The organism is Saccharothrix hoggarensis (assembly GCF_052936025.1).
Genome location: NZ_CP193624.1, coordinates 4,180,272 through 4,195,285 on the forward strand (window position 1 = coordinate 4,180,272; position 15,014 = coordinate 4,195,285).

Genomic DNA, 15,014 nt, shown 5'->3' on the forward strand with positions numbered 1-15,014 from the left:
GGCGCAGGAGGGCACCCGGCCTCGAGGGGTGGTGCCTCCGCTGCGGGCCACCCCGCTCGGAGGGCCGGATGCGGTGATATGGACTGCTGTCCGGCGGGTATCCGTCGGACATGCTGATGCGCTCGCTGGGACAGGGTGTGCTCGCCGGAGCGGCCGGGGTGGTGGTGATGACGGTCGCGGAGAAGGTCGAGCAGCGGCTGACCGGCAGGCCCGATTCCCACGTGCCCGCCCAGGTGCTGGAGCGGCTGACCGGTCTGCCGGAGCGGCGCTCGCGGGCGCGTAACCTCTCGATGCACTTCGGCCAGGGCGCGTTGCTGGGTGTCGTCCGGGCGCTGATGGCCAACGCCGGGCTGCGGGGTCCGGTCGCCTCGGCGATGTTCGCCGTGGTGCGGTTGACCAACGACCAGATCCTGGAGAACGCCACCGGTGTCGGCGCGCCGCCGCAGACCTGGCCGCGCAAGGAGTTGGCCGTGGACCTGCTGCACAAGGGCGTGTACGCCTTCGCCACCGGATTGGTCGCCGACGCGCTGGCCGCGCGGAGCGGACCCGGTCCCGGTCAACGGCACGCCGCGCTGCGCCCCGGCCGCCACTCCGACGTTGGACCGATCGCCCGGACCGGTCGGTAGAACACCCGCGGGGCCGGAGCCCGTGCTGCTCGCCGCCTCGCCACCGGCCGGACCACGTCAGCCATCCCGCCACCCGGCACACGCCACGGGTGGCCTGAGCGCTTGTCATGCACCCGCTGTCGGGAGGGCGAGCGCGTGGCCGCGGTCGAGGTAGGTGACCTCGGTGTCCGGTCGGAGGCGGCGCACCTCGTCGGTGAAGTCCGACAGCGGTGACTTCATCACGCTGTAGTCGTCGAAGTGCACGGGGACCGCGCGGCGGGGACGCAGCAGGTCCACTCCCTGCTCACCGTCCATGGTGAGCAGCAGGCCCAAGATCCTCGTGCCTCCCAGGTGCACCACCGCGAGGTCGATGGCCGGGTAGTGGTCGCGGATCTCCTGCAGGTCGTCGTGCACGAGCGTGTCGCCGCTGAGGTAGACCCGGAAGGCCGGCGAACCCGGCGTCGCCCGGTACTCCAGCAGCGTGCCCATGACCGGCGGGAGCACCTCGGCGAGCGCCCCGAAGGCGTGCCGACCCGGCAGCGAGGTCACGGTCAGCGAGGCGCCGTCCTTGCCCATCGTCACGTCCGCCCACGTCCTCAGGGCCACGGGCTCGCGGAACCCCCGCCTGCTCAGGCGCCGTGCGGCGTGCGGAGTGGTCAGGATCGGCCGGCCGCGGTCCGGTTCGCGGCTCGCCACCCGGTCGAAGTGGTCGCCGTGCAGGTGGGACAGCACCACGGCGTCCAGCGGCAGCGGTTCGCCGACGGTGATCGCGGGATCCTGGGCCGGCGGGAGATCACGCCCTGCCCGATGTGGGTCCACTGGCCCCGGCGCAGGAAGTTGGGGTCGGTGAGCACGGTGAACGGCCCCAGCCGCGGGACCGTCGTCGCGTTGCCCACGAAGAACAACGGGTCCGCCGGCCCGGTGTCGCCGGCCATGTCAGGCGGTAGCGTCGTCGCGTGGCGGATCGGTCATGGTCTCGCCTCCACCGCTCCGGGTGCCACGCAGGAGCGGGTACCCGGCGATCGGCCGCCGACTCCTGGGACCTCCAGGGGTTCCGCCTGCGCCGGCGACGACGATGCCTGTGGCGGCTCCGGGCACCCGGTATCCCGGACTCACCGGACGTCGACGGTCGTGTCGGAGCCAGGCGTGTGATCGGCTCCTGCGGGCGGGCCGGTCACCTACCGGGTGCCCCGCGGAGGGTGGGCGCGGTGCGAACGGACGACGTCGCCCGTTCGCACCGCGCAACCAGACCGCCGTGGGCGCTGTCTGCTCAACGACACCGCGTCGAGCCTGGCCCACCACTTGCGCGGTCCCGCCGTGCCCGCGGACGGGCACGGCACCGGCAGGCTACCCACCACGACCGGTCTGACACCGTTGCCGCCGGCGTCGTCGGCCGCCGCTGTTCGCGAGCCACGCCGCCGTCGCCCTCGCCGACAATCCCCGTGCACACCGATAGGCCGGCCTGCTGGTAGCACGGGACCTCACGGCGCAGGACCCGGTGCGTGCCGCGATCGGGAGAACGCCGTTCAGGCGATGTCGTGGTGCTGGAGCCACAGTTCGAGCATGCCGACCTGCCACAGTTCGTTGCCGCCGACCTTGGTGGAGTGGCCGTTCGGGTCGTCGAGCAGGGCCTTGACGTAGTCGGGGCGCAGGATGCCACGCTGCCGCGCCGCGGTGGAGGACAGGGCGGTGCGCACCATGTCCAGGACCTCGCCGTCGAGGCGGGTGAGGGCGGGCACGGGGAAGTAGCCCTTGGGGCGGTCGACCACCTCGACGGGCAGGACGTCGCGTGCGATGTCCTTGAGGACGGCCTTGCCGCCCTGGCCGGACTTGAGCTCCGGCGGGCAGGACGCGACCAGTTCGACGAGGTCCTGGTCGAGGAACGGCACCCTGGCCTCGACGCCCCAGGCCATCGCCATGTTGTCCACCCGCTTGACCGGGTCGTCCGGCATCAGCAGGTGCGTGTCGGTCCGCAGCACGGCGTCCAGCGCCGTGTCCGCGCCCGGCCGGTCGAGGTGGGCGGCGAGCAGGGCCGAGCTGGGGTCGCCCTCGGCCAGCGAGTCGGGCTGCAGGATGTGCGCGAGGTCGTCGTGGTCGGCGAACGCGTCGCGGAGCACCCGCGCTGCCACGTGCCGCGGCGCGTCGGCCGCAGGCTGGTGGTAGCGGTAGCCGCCGAACACCTCGTCGGCGCCCTGGCCGGACTGCACGACCTTGACGTGACGGCCCACCTCCCGGCAGATCAGGTGGAACGCGGTGACGTCGTGGGTGCCCAGCGGCTCGCTCATCGCGGCGACCGCGTGCCCGACCGCCGAAGCGAGTTCGTCGTCGCCGATGCGGAGCTGGTGGTGGTCGGTGCCGTACTTGTGCGCGACGGCGTCGGAGTAGGCGAACTCGTCGCCGTCGAGGCCGTCGCGGTCGGTGAAGCCGATGCTGAACGTGCTGGGCCGTTGCCCCTCCTCGGCCAGCAGGGCGACCAGGAGGCTGGAGTCCACCCCGCCCGAGAGCAGCACGCCGACCTCGACGTCGGCGACCGTGCGTCGTCGCACCGCGGTGCGCAGGGCGTCGCGCACGGCCTCCTGCCAGTCCTGCGCGGTCCACCCGGCGTGCTCGGGTCGCCGGGTGTAGTCGGGCTGCCAGTAGACGTGGTCGCGGGGCTCGCGGCCGGGTTCGAGGACGCGCACGGTGGCGGGCGGCAGCTTGCGCACCCCGCGCAGGATCGTGCGCGGCGCCGGGACGATGGAGTGCCAGGACAGGTAGTGGTGCAGGCCGACCGGGTCCAGGCCGGTGTCCACACCGCCTCCGGCCAGTAGCGCGGGCAGGCTGGAGGCGAACCTGGTCCGGCCGGGCAGGTCGGCGACGTACAGCGGCTTGATCCCCAGCCTGTCCCGGACCAGCAGCACGCGGTCGCGCCGCTGGTCGACCAGGGCGATGGCGAACATGCCGACGAGGTGCTCGACGAACCGCTCACCCCAGCGGTCGTACGCCTTCAGGACGACCTCGGTGTCGCTGGTGGACGTGAAGCGGTACCGGTCGGACAGCTCGGCCCGCAGCTCTTTGTAGTTGTAGATGCACCCGTTGAAGGCGACGGCGAGTTCCAGTTCGTCGTCGACCATGGGCTGGGAGCCGGTGTCGGACAGGTCGATGATCGAGAGCCTGCGGTGTCCCAGGGCCACCCGTCCCGCCGACCAGTGGCCTTCGCCGTCCGGTCCGCGCGAGCGCAGGGCGCCCGTCATGCGCGTCACGGCGTCGAGGTCGGGGACGTCGTTCCGGCCGGTCACGACCTCACCGGCGATTCCGCACATGGTTCACCTCGGATGACTCGGTTGACAGGACTGCTCTCCGCTCGGGTGGAATCCGTGTACCCCGATCAAGTGGAACCAAGCGCACGAGCACGAGCGGCCGGCGGTTCCGCGGCCCCGGTGCGGGGCTATACCCACCCCGGACGGCGTCGAAACACGAATGTAACGACCGGTGTCTTGACGTCGAGGGCTCGCCGGCTTGGGGTGTACGCCATGCCCTTCCCGTCCGCCGCGCCGCCGGCCCGCGCCGAGGCCGACCCGCGTCCGGACCTCGACCTCGACGGCACCACGATCCCGGAGCTGGTCGACCTGATGGAGACCGGTGCGCTGACCGCCGTCGAGCTGACCCGCGCCTACCTGGACCGCATCGCCACCGTGGACCGACAGGTGCGGTCGGTGCTCTTCGTGAACCCCGAGGCGCTCGACCAGGCGGCTGAGAGCGATCGTCGACGCGCCGGCGGCCAGGCGCTCGGGCCGCTGGACGGCATCCCTGTGCTGGTCAAGGACAACATCGACACCCGCGGTCTGGGCACCACGGCGGGGTCGCGGGCGTTGTGCGTGCCGCCGTCGGACGACGCCGAGCTGGTCGGCCGCCTGCGCGCGGCGGGGGCCGTGGTGCTGGGCAAGACCAACATGTCGGAGTGGGGGAACTTCCGCTCCGCGTGGGCCACCTCCGGGTGGTCGGGTGTGGGTGGGCAAACCAACAACCCGCACGTGCTGGACCGCAACCCGTGCGGCTCGTCGTCGGGGTCGGGTGCTGCGGTCGCGGCGTCGTTGGCGCAGGTCGCGGTCGGGACCGAGACCAACGGCTCGATCGTGTGCCCGTCGGGCCAGGCCGGCGTCGTGGGGTTCAAGCCCACGCACGGCCGGATCAGCGGCGACGGGATCGTGCCGATCTCGACGCGGCAGGACACCGCCGGCCCCGTGGCGCGACACGTCGTGGACGCCGCGATCCTGATGTCGGTGATGGAGGGACGCGGGGTGGACTACGCCGCCGCGCTGGCGTCCGACCCGCTGCGAGGTGCCCGAGTCGGGGTGTGGCGCAGGGCGGGCCACGACGCCGAGGCGGACCGGGTCGTCGAGGAGGCGGTTGATGTCCTGCGGCGCCACGGGGCGACCGTGGTCGAGGTCGACCTGCCCCATCAGGGCCGGATCGAGGCGATCGGGCTGCCCGCGCTGGTCGCGGAGTTCAAGCACGACCTGGAGGCGTACCTCGCGACGCGGCCGGGAGTGCCCCGGACGGTGCGGGAGCTGATCGAGTTCAACGAGGCGGACCCCGTCGAGCTGAGCAGGTTCGGCCAGGACCTGTTCTTCGAGGCCGCGAAGGCGCCGCCCATCACCGACCCGACCTACGTCGACCAGCGCCGCACCGCCGTCGACCTGGCCCGCCGGTCGATCGACGAGGTGATCGAGGCACACCGCCTGGACGTGGTCATGGCCCCGACCAACGGCCCGGCGTGGCGGACCGACTACGCCGGCGATCCCGCCGGGCTGGGCTCGTCCACGCCCGCGGCCGTCTCGGGATATCCGAACGTCACCGTCCCGGCGGGCTTCGCCGGTCCCCTGCCCATCGGTGTCTCGTTCATGGCCGGCCACGGGGCCGACGTGACCGTGCTGCGGTTCGCGGCGGCGTTCGAACGCGCCGCGCCGGTGCGCCGCGCACCGGCCTACCTGCCCACCCTCCCGTAGTCGCCGACGTGCCGTTGGGTGTCCGGCATCGACCGTCAGGCGGCGGTTTCCGGGAGCCAGTCGTGGCCCGTGTCGCGGCTCAGGAGCGCCACCACGTCCTCGATCCGCCCGCGTCGCTGGAACGCCCGTCGTTGACGGACGGCGCCGTTGCCGTTCTGGAGCACCTTGGTGAACAGGGCGTTGACCGCGCGCAGCTCCCCGGACTGGCGCAGCGCCGGCCGGACGTGGCGGATCAGCCGGCGCAGCAGGTGGGCGGCCGGGACGCGTCGGTTGCCGAACAGGTCGATGCCGTCGCCCTCGACGCCGTCGTGCGCGGCGCGCCAGTAGGCCGCGCGCATCGCCTCGGTGGTGACCGGCAGCCCCCGGTCGCCTCGGCGGATCGCCCCGAGGGCGGTGGTGACCAGGCCGCGGACCAGGGCGGCGAGCAGGATCGACTCGTCGACCGTGGCGGGCACGTCGGAGACCCTGACCTCGACGGTGGGCAGGTGGTCCGACGGCCGCACGTCCCAGTACACCATTCCCGGGTCCAGCACCGCGCCGCTGTCCACCATCATGTCCAGCACGGCGTCGTAATGCCGCGCGGACGTGAAGTACGGCGGCGCGCCGGAACACGGCCAGCGGCTGTTGAGCACCGACCGCCAGCTCGCGCAGCCGGTGTCGACGCCCTGGTGGATCGGCGAGTTGGCGGTCAGCGCGAGCAGGACCGGCAACCAGGGCCGCAGGTGGTTGCACACCTGCACTGCGGTCTCCCGATCCGGCACGGCGACGTGCACGTGACAGCCGCACACGCCGTGCTCGGCGGCCAACAGGCCGTAGTCCTCCCCGATGCGCCGGTAGCGGTCGGAGTCGCTGAAGGACTGTCCCATCGGTCCGGTCAGGGGCACGCCGACCGCGAGCAGCTGCGCCCCCGCCTGCAGGGCCGCCGCCGAGGCCGTCGACCGCGCGGTCAGCAGGTGCCCGCGCACCTCGCGCAGCGTGCGGCACACCGGTGTGTTGCTCTCCACCTGCACCCGGGTCAGCTCGGGTTGCAGGTCCGCACCCAGCCGGTTGGCCAGGTCGATCGCCTCGCCGGCCACCGGAACGGGCAGGCCGCTGCCCGGGTCGACGATCAGGAACTCCTCCTCGACCCCCAGGGTCGGCACGTGGGCGTCCGAAAGGGGCTGATCACTGTTGATCATGGTGTCCTCACCGCTCGCTCGTGGTCAGCACGCGAGTGCGCCAGCGCACCGCCCTCACGCGAGGGTGCCGACGGCACGGTCCCGGCACGAGGGCGAGCGCGTGGGTGTCGGCACGCTGCTTGACCGACGAGAAGCTCCTTCGAGGCCTCGTTCCGATGAACGCGAGACCCCGTGGAGGGATCACGGAATACCACTCACGGTCAGAGGCAAACCGGGTGTCGGACCCGAACCGCCAACGGAACGCGAGTCAGGCTGCCTGGGATCGTGATCCGCCGGGGCGAGGGGTCAGCCGGTGTCCACCGGCCAGCGGTGGACACCGGCCGCCTGTGCGTAGGACAGGTGGCCACCGAGTGCGCCGCCCGCGCTGAGGACCACCAGCCCGACCAGAACCCACGCTCGGGCGGAGCGGTGGCCGCGGCACCGGGTCGAGGCGAGGAAGCAGCCTGCGGCGAGCGTGTTCCCGGCCGCGTGCAGGAGACCGACGCGACGCTGGCGGACGTCCAGTCGGGAGAAGTCCGCCAGGCCGACGAGCACGGTCGGCGGCGTCGCGGCCAGCCCGATCACCACCAGCCGCCGTGCGGCGGCGTGGTGGCCGCTCACGTCGAGGACAGCGGAGCACACCCAGGCGCCGATCGGCACCGTCACCAGCAGCGGGTGCACGGGGTGGCCCAGCCACGCGCCGCGCAGCAACCGGTCCGCCCGGCCTCGTCCGACGATCCGCCGCACGGCGCGTGCGACCACGCCGGCCGGGGCGTCAACGGCGTCGAGCGACTCGGCGGCGTGCAGTGTCCGGCGCAAGCTCATGCTTCCCGAGTACCCGCCGCCTGTTCGCTGAACCGGCGACTCGCCGGGCTCGGAGTTCGCGGATCTACTGCGGGCCGTGGGTGGTGAAGGCGTCGGTGCCGGCGCGGACGCGGAACGGTTCGAGGCCTGCGCGTTGACGTGCGGCCCGGTCGATCAGGTGGTCGAAGTCGAAGTCGGGCAGGCGTTCCCGCAGCCCCGCGAGGTCGCGCGGGGTCGTCCAGAGTTGCTTCTTGCCGTCGATGCCCATCGCGAGGAACTTCAGTTCCTCGAACCGGCTCAACGGCGAGTACGACACCAGCCGGCCGTTGCGCTTGAGGCGGCCGAGGCGTTCGGCGCCGAACGCCAACCCGGTCTTGACGGGGTCGGTGCGCACCCCGAGCCTCCGCATGTTGCGCGGAACGTCTCGACGTCCTTCGCGATGGCCGTCGCGACGCCCCCCACTGCGGCGCCGAGTTCGGTGCCGCGGTTGTTGCGCTGGGCACGCCGCGCCAGCTCGCGCCACAACACGCCCATCGCGAGCTGGTCCCTGAGGTAGATGCCCCAGAAAGTCGTCCACGAGCACGAGGTACCCAGCCGGTCATCCACCCGAAGCCCTTGCGGCAGCAGCGCGCCCCGGTTCTCGTGCTTGGAGCGGTCGACCGACATCGTAAACGCCCACCGATCCGGCAGTTCGGCCGCGACCGCGTGCACGAACTCACCGTGTCCCTGCGGCCTCCAGGCACAGCCCTCCCTGCCAGCTACTGCGCGGCGTCCACGTCGCCGCGGTCCACGTCGGACGCGAATGGACCCGTCGTCCACGGGTACGCCACAAGACCCAGACCACGGAGGTCCCACGATGGGCACCCAGGAGCGACCGGGGAACCACGCGGCACACGGCGTCGAGCCCGAGCCGGGAACCAACCCGCCGGACGAAATCCTCCGGAGCTGGGGCCGCCGCAGCATGACCACCACCGACCACGAGGTGATCCGAAGGTGGGCCGAACAACGTGGTGCGCGGCCGGCGGCCCTCCCGGGGCACGGCGACCACATGGAGGTGCTGCGGCTCGACCTGCCCGGTTACGGCAGCCACAACCTGCGTCACGTCGGGTGGGACGAGTGGTTCGCGATGTTCGACGCCCGCCGGATGCGCTTCGTCTACCGGCAACAGCGCTCGGACGGCTCACCCAGCAACTTCTTCCGGTTGGAAAGCCCCGGGAACCAGGGCCCGTGACCGGCTCAAGTGGACGCGAGCCGCACCGCCGCGACCGCGGCTCGCACCGCCGGGTGCAGGGGCAGTGCGGTGTCGACCTGGCTCATCCGCAGTGGCCGCAGCACGCGGTGGCCGTCCGCGACGACGGCGAAGGGAACATCGAGCCGTGCGGCCCGGTGCCGGGTGTTGACGAGCAGGGCGATGCCGGCCGATCCAAGGAAGTCGACCTCGCTCAGGTCCAGCACGATCGCGCCCGGACCGGTGTCGAAGACGTCGTCCACCACGGCCGCGACGGGCCGCTGCGCCGCCGAGTCGAGCGAACCCGACACCCGGACCAGGGCGATGCCTCCGTCCACGTCGACCCTGGTCGAGATGTGGGTGCTGCGCTGTGTCATCCGAGCCTTTCCTCGTGATCGCGGACTTGGGGGCGGGCGTTCATCGGTCGGTGGCGGCCAGGCCGTGCCGGACGGAGGTGGGCGGTGGGTGCACCTCGGCCAGCAGTTCCCGCAGTGGACCCCACACGCCGGGTGCGGCGGCCAGCACGTCGCCGCTGCCCGGCCACGTCCGCGGTGACGTGCCGACGAGGTCCCCGACCGCGCCGCCCGCCTCCTGCACGAGCAGCACACCCGCAGCGCAGTCCCAGGGTTTCAGGTCAGGAGCCCACAGCGCGTCCGCGCGGCCGGCGGCGACGCGGGCCAGCGCCGCGGCGGTGCTGCCCCCGCGCCGGAGCCCGCCGACGCGTGCCACGAGGGCGTTCACCGTGCGGCCCGCTGAAGCGGTGCGTCCGTCGGGGGCCATCTCGACCAGGGCGCGGGCCAGGTCGCGCTTGCCCAGCAGGGGAACGGGGTCCTCGTTGGCCACGGTGCCGCCGCCCAACCGGGCCTCGGTCAGCACGCCCACCGCCGGCTCGGACACCACCCCGACCAGCAGCGTGCCACCGGGCGCGGCGGCGGCCACGCCGACCGCCCAGTCCGGCCGTTCGTAGAGGTAGTCGACGCCCCCGCCGATCGGGTCGACGATCCACCGCACGTCGGTGTACCCCGCGGTGCTCCCCTCCCGACCGAGGACACCGTCGTTGGGCCGCTGCCTGTTCAGGACCGCCCGGATGGACCGGTCGGCTTCGTGGCGCGCTTCGTCGATCAGGACGTGGAGCGCGGTGTCGTCCTCGCGGAACAGGCGGTGCGCGCGGTGGCGCCAAAAGGCGGCGGTGCGGCCTCCCGCCCGTGCGGCGGTGCGGGCGACGTTCAGTAGCTCGTCGAGGTCGAGAGCGCCGTGGCGTGAGGTCGGTGATGTGTCGGTCATGTGGGGTCCTGGAGTGGTCGGCCCGCCGGTCGAGCGACGGGGTGACCGGGCCGCCACAGGCGCGCCCAGCCACCGTGGTGGTGGGGCCGGCGCCTGCTCCACCGACCTACCGAGGAACCGATCGGACGACACGATCACCGCGGTCCGATCGACCCTGGAATACCCCACCCGCGACGGGCGAACCCTTGCCCGAGGGGGCGCCGGGCAAGTCCTATGGTGCGGTCGGTCGTGGGCGTGTGACATGCAGGCAGGCCGCGGTCATGAGCAGCAGGCAGCCCGCGAAGGCCAGCGGCAGGTGGACGGCTGCTCCGCCGACCACCAGCGCGATGCCGAGCAGCGCCGCCCACGCCCTGGTCGAGGTGCGGTGCGCGGGGCGCGGGATCGTCGGCCGACCGGAGAGCGCGCGGGCCAGGAGCGGGTCGGTGGTCTCGAGCCGGCGTTCGATCCTGCGGAGTTGGCGGCGTTCGTACCGGGTCACCGGTCCTCCTTCCCGCGACATCAGTCGTCGTGCTTGGTGTCGCGGTCGGTCGGGGCGAGGTACTTCTCCGTGATTGGGTCGACGCCGGTGTCGTCCTGGTCCCGGTTGAGCACGGAGTAGTGGGATTCGGCGCGCATCCGTTCGACCATGTGCGGGTAGTGCAGCTCGAACGCGGGTCGTTCGGAGCGGATGCGGGGCAGTTCGGTGAAGTTGTGCCGCGGTGGCGGGCAGCTGGTGGCCCATTCCAGCGAGTTGCCGAAGCCCCACGGGTCGTCGCGGCCGGCGGGTTCGCCGTAGCGGTAGCTGCGGAAGACGTTCCAGATGAACGGCAGGGTCGAGGCGCCCAGGACGAACGAGCCGATGGTGGAGATGGTGTTGAGACCGGTGAACTGGTCGCTCTGGAGGTAGTCGGCGTAGCGGCGCGGCATGCCCTGGTTGCCCAGCCAGTGGTGCACCAGGAAGGTCAGGTGGAAGCCGATGAACGTGGTCCAAAAGTGGATCTTCCCCAGCTTCTCGTCCAGCATGCGGCCGGTCATCTTGGGGAACCAGAAGTAGATGCCCGCGTAGGTGGCGAACACGATCGTGCCGAACAACACGTAGTGGAAGTGGGCCACGACGAAGTAGGTGTCGGTGACGTGGAAGTCGATCGGCGGCGAGGCGAGCAGGATGCCGGACAGGCCGCCGAACAGGAACGTCACCAGGAACCCGACGCTGAACAGCATCGGTGACTCGAACGTCAGCTGCCCCTTCCACATGGTGCCGATCCAGTTGAAGAACTTGATGCCGGTCGGGATGGCGATGATGAACGTGGACGCGGCGAAGAACAGCAGCAGCACCGCGCCGGTGGCGTACATGTGGTGCGCCCACACGATCACCGAGTACAGCGCGATCGCGATCGTGGCGTACACCAGGCCCTTGTAGCCGAAGATCGGCTTGCGGGAAAACACCGGGAAGATCTCCGAGACGATGCCGAAGAACGGCAGTGCGATGATGTAGACCTCGGGGTGGCCGAAGAACCAGAACAGGTGCTGCCACAGGATGACCCCGCCGTTGGCCGGGTCGAACACGTGCGCGCCCAGGTGCCGGTCGGCCAGCAGGCCGAGCAGGGCGGCGGTCAGGATCGGGAACGCCACCAGCACCAAGATCGAGGTGATGAGGATGTTCCAGGTGAAGATCGGCATCCGGAACATGGTCATGCCCGGCGCGCGCAGGCAGATCACCGTGGTGATCATGTTGACCGCGCCGAGGATCGTGCCGAGGCCGCCCACGACCAGGCCGGAGATCCACAGGTCGGCGCCCACGCCGGGGCTGTGGATCGCGCTGGACAGCGGTGTGTAGGCGGTCCAGCCGAAGTCCGGCGCGCCGGCGGGCGTGAGGAACGAGCTGACCGCGATCAGGCCGCCGAACAGGTACAGCCAGTACGACAACGCGTTGAGCCGCGGGAACGCCACGTCCGGCGAGCCGATCTGCAACGGCAGGATGAAGTTGGCGAACCCGAACACGATCGGGGTCGCGTACAGCAGCAGCATCACCGTGCCGTGCATGGTGAACAGCTGGTTGTACTGCTCGTTGGACAGGAACTGCATCCCCGGACGCGCCAACTCGCCGCGCATCAGCAACGCCATTAGCCCGCCGGCCAGGAAGAACGCGAACGACGTGGTCAGGTACATCAGCCCGATCATCTTGTGATCGGTGGTGCGGAACAGACGCAGCAGCGCCGATCCTTTGAGACGGGGCCGGGCGGCCTCTCGGGGGACGATCGGGGTCGGTTTGAGCGTCGTCATGACCATCCTCGACTCACAGGGGCGGTGCACGGGCCTACCGGCGCCACCGACCGCTTCCACACTCCGCACTGGAAATCGGACCGCCGGCGACGCGCCCGACTACCCCGTTCCGGCCCGCTCACACGTCGTTGTCCGCGATCCACCTGCCCGCACCGAACCGACGCGCCCACGACGAGTTCCACTCCCGACGAGCGGGCCACCGCCGGGTCGAGTTCAGCACCGCCGCGGCTCCCGGTGGTGTCGACCGACGTGGTCCCCCGCGAACCCGCTGCCGGAGTGCACCCGACTCGGTGGACCGGGCGCACCCGGCACGTCGCCCGGGCTTCCTCGGTCACCGGCACGACAACCGCCCCGGCGGTCGACGTCGCCCGGCACCTCATGCGGCCCGGGACAGCGCGGTCAGCGGCGCGGTGGCGTACGGCACCAACCGGCGGGTCAGGTCGGCCTGCGCCTGGCCGGTCGACCCGTACCCGGCATCGGGATGCCCTGCGCCGTGCAGCAGCACATCGACCCAGCGGGCCACCGCCCGCGGCCCGGGAAGGACGTCCGAGCCGAACCACGCCTGCACGATCAGGTCCTCGCCGCTGTGCGTCTCCACCGCCACCGCCCAGCCGGTGTGCTGGTCCCACAACAGGGCTGCCCCGCGGTCCGGGAAGGCCGGAAGCCTGCGGTCCAGTTCCAGGAACACGGTCGCGGACCCTTCGGCCTGCACGTACGAGCGATCAGAGGTGAGCCCCAACTCGTGGGTGACCGACCGCGCGTAGCCGCGCAGCGCCCTGACCAGGAAATCGCTGAACTGCGATGTCATCGTGCGTCGCCGCCTTCGCTCAACCATCGAGTGAACGCGCCGGCTTCTTGACGCACTGGTTCAGTACCCCGCACAGGGCGACGAAACCACCCATCCGGGTGACGCACCGGGTGGGTGACGTCGGAACGTCGCCGCCCGACCTTCGGCGCCGCTCGGCAGTGAGGGGGTGCCCGTTCGTGCTCGCACCGACGGGTGCGGCGCCACACGGCCCACGACCCGCGTCATCACCGTGACCGCGCCAATCCGCGCATCGACCTGACCGTCGGGCGGTGTTCGCGGTGCCCAGGGCGGGGACGGTCCGGTCGGCCCGCCGACGCGGCCGGAGCAGTCGAAGCACATCGGTCGCGATCGGTGCGACCACCCGTCGCCTGCTGGTCAGGTGCCGGTCGGATACCCGCGCCAAGCCCCGGTCGACCGGTCCGTGGCGCGAATCCACCGCCGGTACAACGCCTGATCGGCTCGTCCTCGGTGCAGTGCCGCCGGTCCCCGTGGGCTCGCACGTCCGGGTTGGGGTGCCAGGCGGCGTCGTACCCCGCTGGGCGTCGACCCGCCGGGCTGTCGTCGGCCGGGCAGCCGTCCTGGCCGGTCGGTGTCGTGCGCTCGACATCGGGCCGGCGCGGCCACCGGATCGACCACGGGTGCGCGGGGTGACGGAGGGCACTCCGGACAGGGAACACCGGGGGTGCGCGGTGCCGTTGTACGGAGTGGTCGGTGCGGTCCGTGTCCCCCGGGCCTCACCAACAACGCCTTCGCGGAACACCGTTCGGCTGGAGCCGCGTCGAGCCACTCGCCGAGAGGCGACCGCCGTACCGACCCCTATCCCCTCGACCCGCCCCCGGCCGCTTGCCTCCCCCCCAGCGCGGCCCGGGGCTGCCCGCCTCCGGCCGCACCTCCCCCCAGGGCGACCGGAGGCCGCTTCTTCTCCGGCTGTGCCGGCACGCACCCGCCCGGCACCCCGGCGCCGGAATCGGGGTGCTGCGCGGTGGACCCGCAGACCTGCCGAGCTCGGTCATCAGCAGCACGACCGACCGCGGGTCGACCGGCCGGCCCCGGCCGTCCACCGCGCCCTGTGGCTGGTACCGCGTCGGCCCGTCCGGTCCTGGTGCGCGGTGGTGCCGGAGCGGTCAGCGGCGCTCGCGCGGCGCGGCGAGTCGTGGCCACAGGTGCGCCAGGGTGGCGGCTCCGGCGAGCAGCACGTCGACCGACACCCGTTCGTCGCTGTCGTGCCACCGGTCCTCGGGCAGACCGGTGCCGAAGAACACCACCGGCACGTCCAAGGCGCGGGGCCAGCAGTTCGGCGGGCCCGCCGCCGGCGTTGCCCATCCGGCCCGGCGGTGTGTCGAACCCCTCGTGCACGGCGGCCGCGAGCGCGTCGAGCGCGGGGTGGTCCTCCGGGGTGCGGTACGGCTCCCTGACCGGCTTCCTCCGCGACGGTCAGCTCGTAGTCGACGTCGTCACCGATGTTGTCCGCGACCCAGCGCCGCAACTGCCCCGGCCACGGCGGCGACCGTCTGGTCCGGCACGGTGCGGATGCTCAGGTCGGCGGCCGCGACCGCCGGGATCGCGCCCGTCGGTGGTCCGACCGGGTCGCCCGCGACCACGGTCAGCACCTCGACCGCCGGCCGGGCCCACAGCCGTTCCAGCACCGTGTACCCCACCTCGCCGCCGATGCTGCGGGTCTCCGACCTGGCCAGCCAGTCGTCGTCGCTGAACGGCAACGCGTCCAGGTCGGCCCTGGTGCGCTCGGAGGCCTCGACCACGTCGTCGTAGAACTCGGGCAGGGTGACGCGGTCCTTCTCGTCGTGCAGCCGCGCCAGCAGCCCGGACAGGTCCAGCACGGGGTTGGGGGCCGGTCCCGACACCGCGCCGCTGTGCACG

The 15,014-nt window shown here is 72.2% G+C and carries 15 protein-coding genes; 3 read left to right on the forward strand and 12 right to left on the reverse strand.

Annotation, left to right across the window (positions count from 1 at the left end; translation table 11 throughout):
• Nucleotides 1-110 precede the first annotated feature (110 nt).
• The gene (locus ACRAKH_RS19035) at nucleotides 111-626 is read left to right on the forward strand and encodes a hypothetical protein (protein WP_380718397.1); all 516 of its coding nucleotides are present in this window, start codon (nucleotides 111-113) and stop codon (nucleotides 624-626) included.
• Nucleotides 627-731: 105 nt separating this feature from the next.
• Here the strand turns inward: ACRAKH_RS19035 and ACRAKH_RS19040 are convergent, their stop codons facing one another.
• A complete protein-coding gene (locus ACRAKH_RS19040; protein ID WP_380718399.1) occupies nucleotides 732-1,424 on the reverse strand; it encodes an MBL fold metallo-hydrolase in 693 nt (230 codons plus the stop codon).
• 707 nt (nucleotides 1,425-2,131) lie between these two features.
• A complete protein-coding gene (locus ACRAKH_RS19045; RefSeq protein WP_380718401.1) occupies nucleotides 2,132-3,907 on the reverse strand; it encodes an N-acetylglutaminylglutamine amidotransferase in 1,776 nt (591 codons plus the stop codon).
• A 210-nt stretch (nucleotides 3,908-4,117) separates the two neighbouring features.
• Here ACRAKH_RS19045 and ACRAKH_RS19050 point away from each other — a divergent pair, with 210 nt between their 5' ends.
• On the forward strand, nucleotides 4,118-5,593 hold the full coding sequence (locus ACRAKH_RS19050) for an amidase family protein (RefSeq protein WP_380718403.1): 1,476 nt from the start codon (nucleotides 4,118-4,120) through the stop codon (nucleotides 5,591-5,593).
• Between the two features lie 35 nt (nucleotides 5,594-5,628).
• Here the strand turns inward: ACRAKH_RS19050 and ACRAKH_RS19055 are convergent, their stop codons facing one another.
• The 3 genes from ACRAKH_RS19055 to ACRAKH_RS19065 form a co-directional block, all read right to left on the reverse strand.
• Nucleotides 5,629-6,771 (reverse strand): carboxylate-amine ligase, encoded by a 1,143-nt coding sequence (locus ACRAKH_RS19055; RefSeq protein ID WP_380718405.1) that lies wholly within the window; start codon nucleotides 6,769-6,771, stop codon nucleotides 5,629-5,631.
• Between the two features lie 285 nt (nucleotides 6,772-7,056).
• Complete coding sequence (locus ACRAKH_RS19060; protein WP_380718407.1) at nucleotides 7,057-7,575, reverse strand: DUF2231 domain-containing protein; 519 nt, start codon at nucleotides 7,573-7,575, stop codon at nucleotides 7,057-7,059.
• Between the two features lie 64 nt (nucleotides 7,576-7,639).
• Entirely contained in the window at nucleotides 7,640-7,948 is a 309-nt protein-coding gene (locus ACRAKH_RS19065; RefSeq protein WP_380718409.1) for a hypothetical protein, read from the reverse strand.
• A 462-nt stretch (nucleotides 7,949-8,410) separates the two neighbouring features.
• Between ACRAKH_RS19065 and ACRAKH_RS19070 the strand changes: the two genes are divergently transcribed.
• Nucleotides 8,411-8,785: a hypothetical protein gene (locus ACRAKH_RS19070; RefSeq protein WP_380718411.1), complete on the forward strand. Its 375-nt coding sequence runs from the start codon at nucleotides 8,411-8,413 to the stop codon at nucleotides 8,783-8,785.
• 5 nt (nucleotides 8,786-8,790) lie between these two features.
• On the opposite strand, the gene ACRAKH_RS19075 is transcribed toward ACRAKH_RS19070, so the two are convergent.
• The 7 genes from ACRAKH_RS19075 to ACRAKH_RS19105 all read right to left on the reverse strand — a co-directional run bounded on the left by ACRAKH_RS19075 (nucleotide 8,791) and on the right by ACRAKH_RS19105 (nucleotide 14,998).
• Nucleotides 8,791-9,159: an STAS domain-containing protein gene (locus ACRAKH_RS19075; protein ID WP_380718413.1), complete on the reverse strand. Its 369-nt coding sequence runs from the start codon at nucleotides 9,157-9,159 to the stop codon at nucleotides 8,791-8,793.
• A 40-nt stretch (nucleotides 9,160-9,199) separates the two neighbouring features.
• Entirely contained in the window at nucleotides 9,200-10,066 is an 867-nt protein-coding gene (locus ACRAKH_RS19080) for an inositol monophosphatase family protein (protein ID WP_447009153.1), read from the reverse strand.
• Between the two features lie 211 nt (nucleotides 10,067-10,277).
• Complete coding sequence (locus tag ACRAKH_RS19085; RefSeq protein WP_380726952.1) at nucleotides 10,278-10,544, reverse strand: DUF3040 domain-containing protein; 267 nt, start codon at nucleotides 10,542-10,544, stop codon at nucleotides 10,278-10,280.
• 20 nt (nucleotides 10,545-10,564) lie between these two features.
• Nucleotides 10,565-12,328: an aa3-type cytochrome oxidase subunit I gene (ctaD, locus tag ACRAKH_RS19090; RefSeq protein ID WP_380726950.1), complete on the reverse strand. Its 1,764-nt coding sequence runs from the start codon at nucleotides 12,326-12,328 to the stop codon at nucleotides 10,565-10,567.
• A 376-nt stretch (nucleotides 12,329-12,704) separates the two neighbouring features.
• Complete coding sequence (locus ACRAKH_RS19095) at nucleotides 12,705-13,136, reverse strand: DUF6292 family protein (RefSeq protein WP_380726948.1); 432 nt, start codon at nucleotides 13,134-13,136, stop codon at nucleotides 12,705-12,707.
• A gap of 1,124 nt (nucleotides 13,137-14,260) precedes the next feature.
• Nucleotides 14,261-14,413: a hypothetical protein gene (locus ACRAKH_RS19100; protein WP_380726946.1), complete on the reverse strand. Its 153-nt coding sequence runs from the start codon at nucleotides 14,411-14,413 to the stop codon at nucleotides 14,261-14,263.
• Between the two features lie 177 nt (nucleotides 14,414-14,590).
• A complete protein-coding gene (locus ACRAKH_RS19105; RefSeq protein ID WP_380726944.1) occupies nucleotides 14,591-14,998 on the reverse strand; it encodes a peptidase dimerization domain-containing protein in 408 nt (135 codons plus the stop codon).
• Nucleotides 14,999-15,014: the final 16 nt, after the last annotated feature.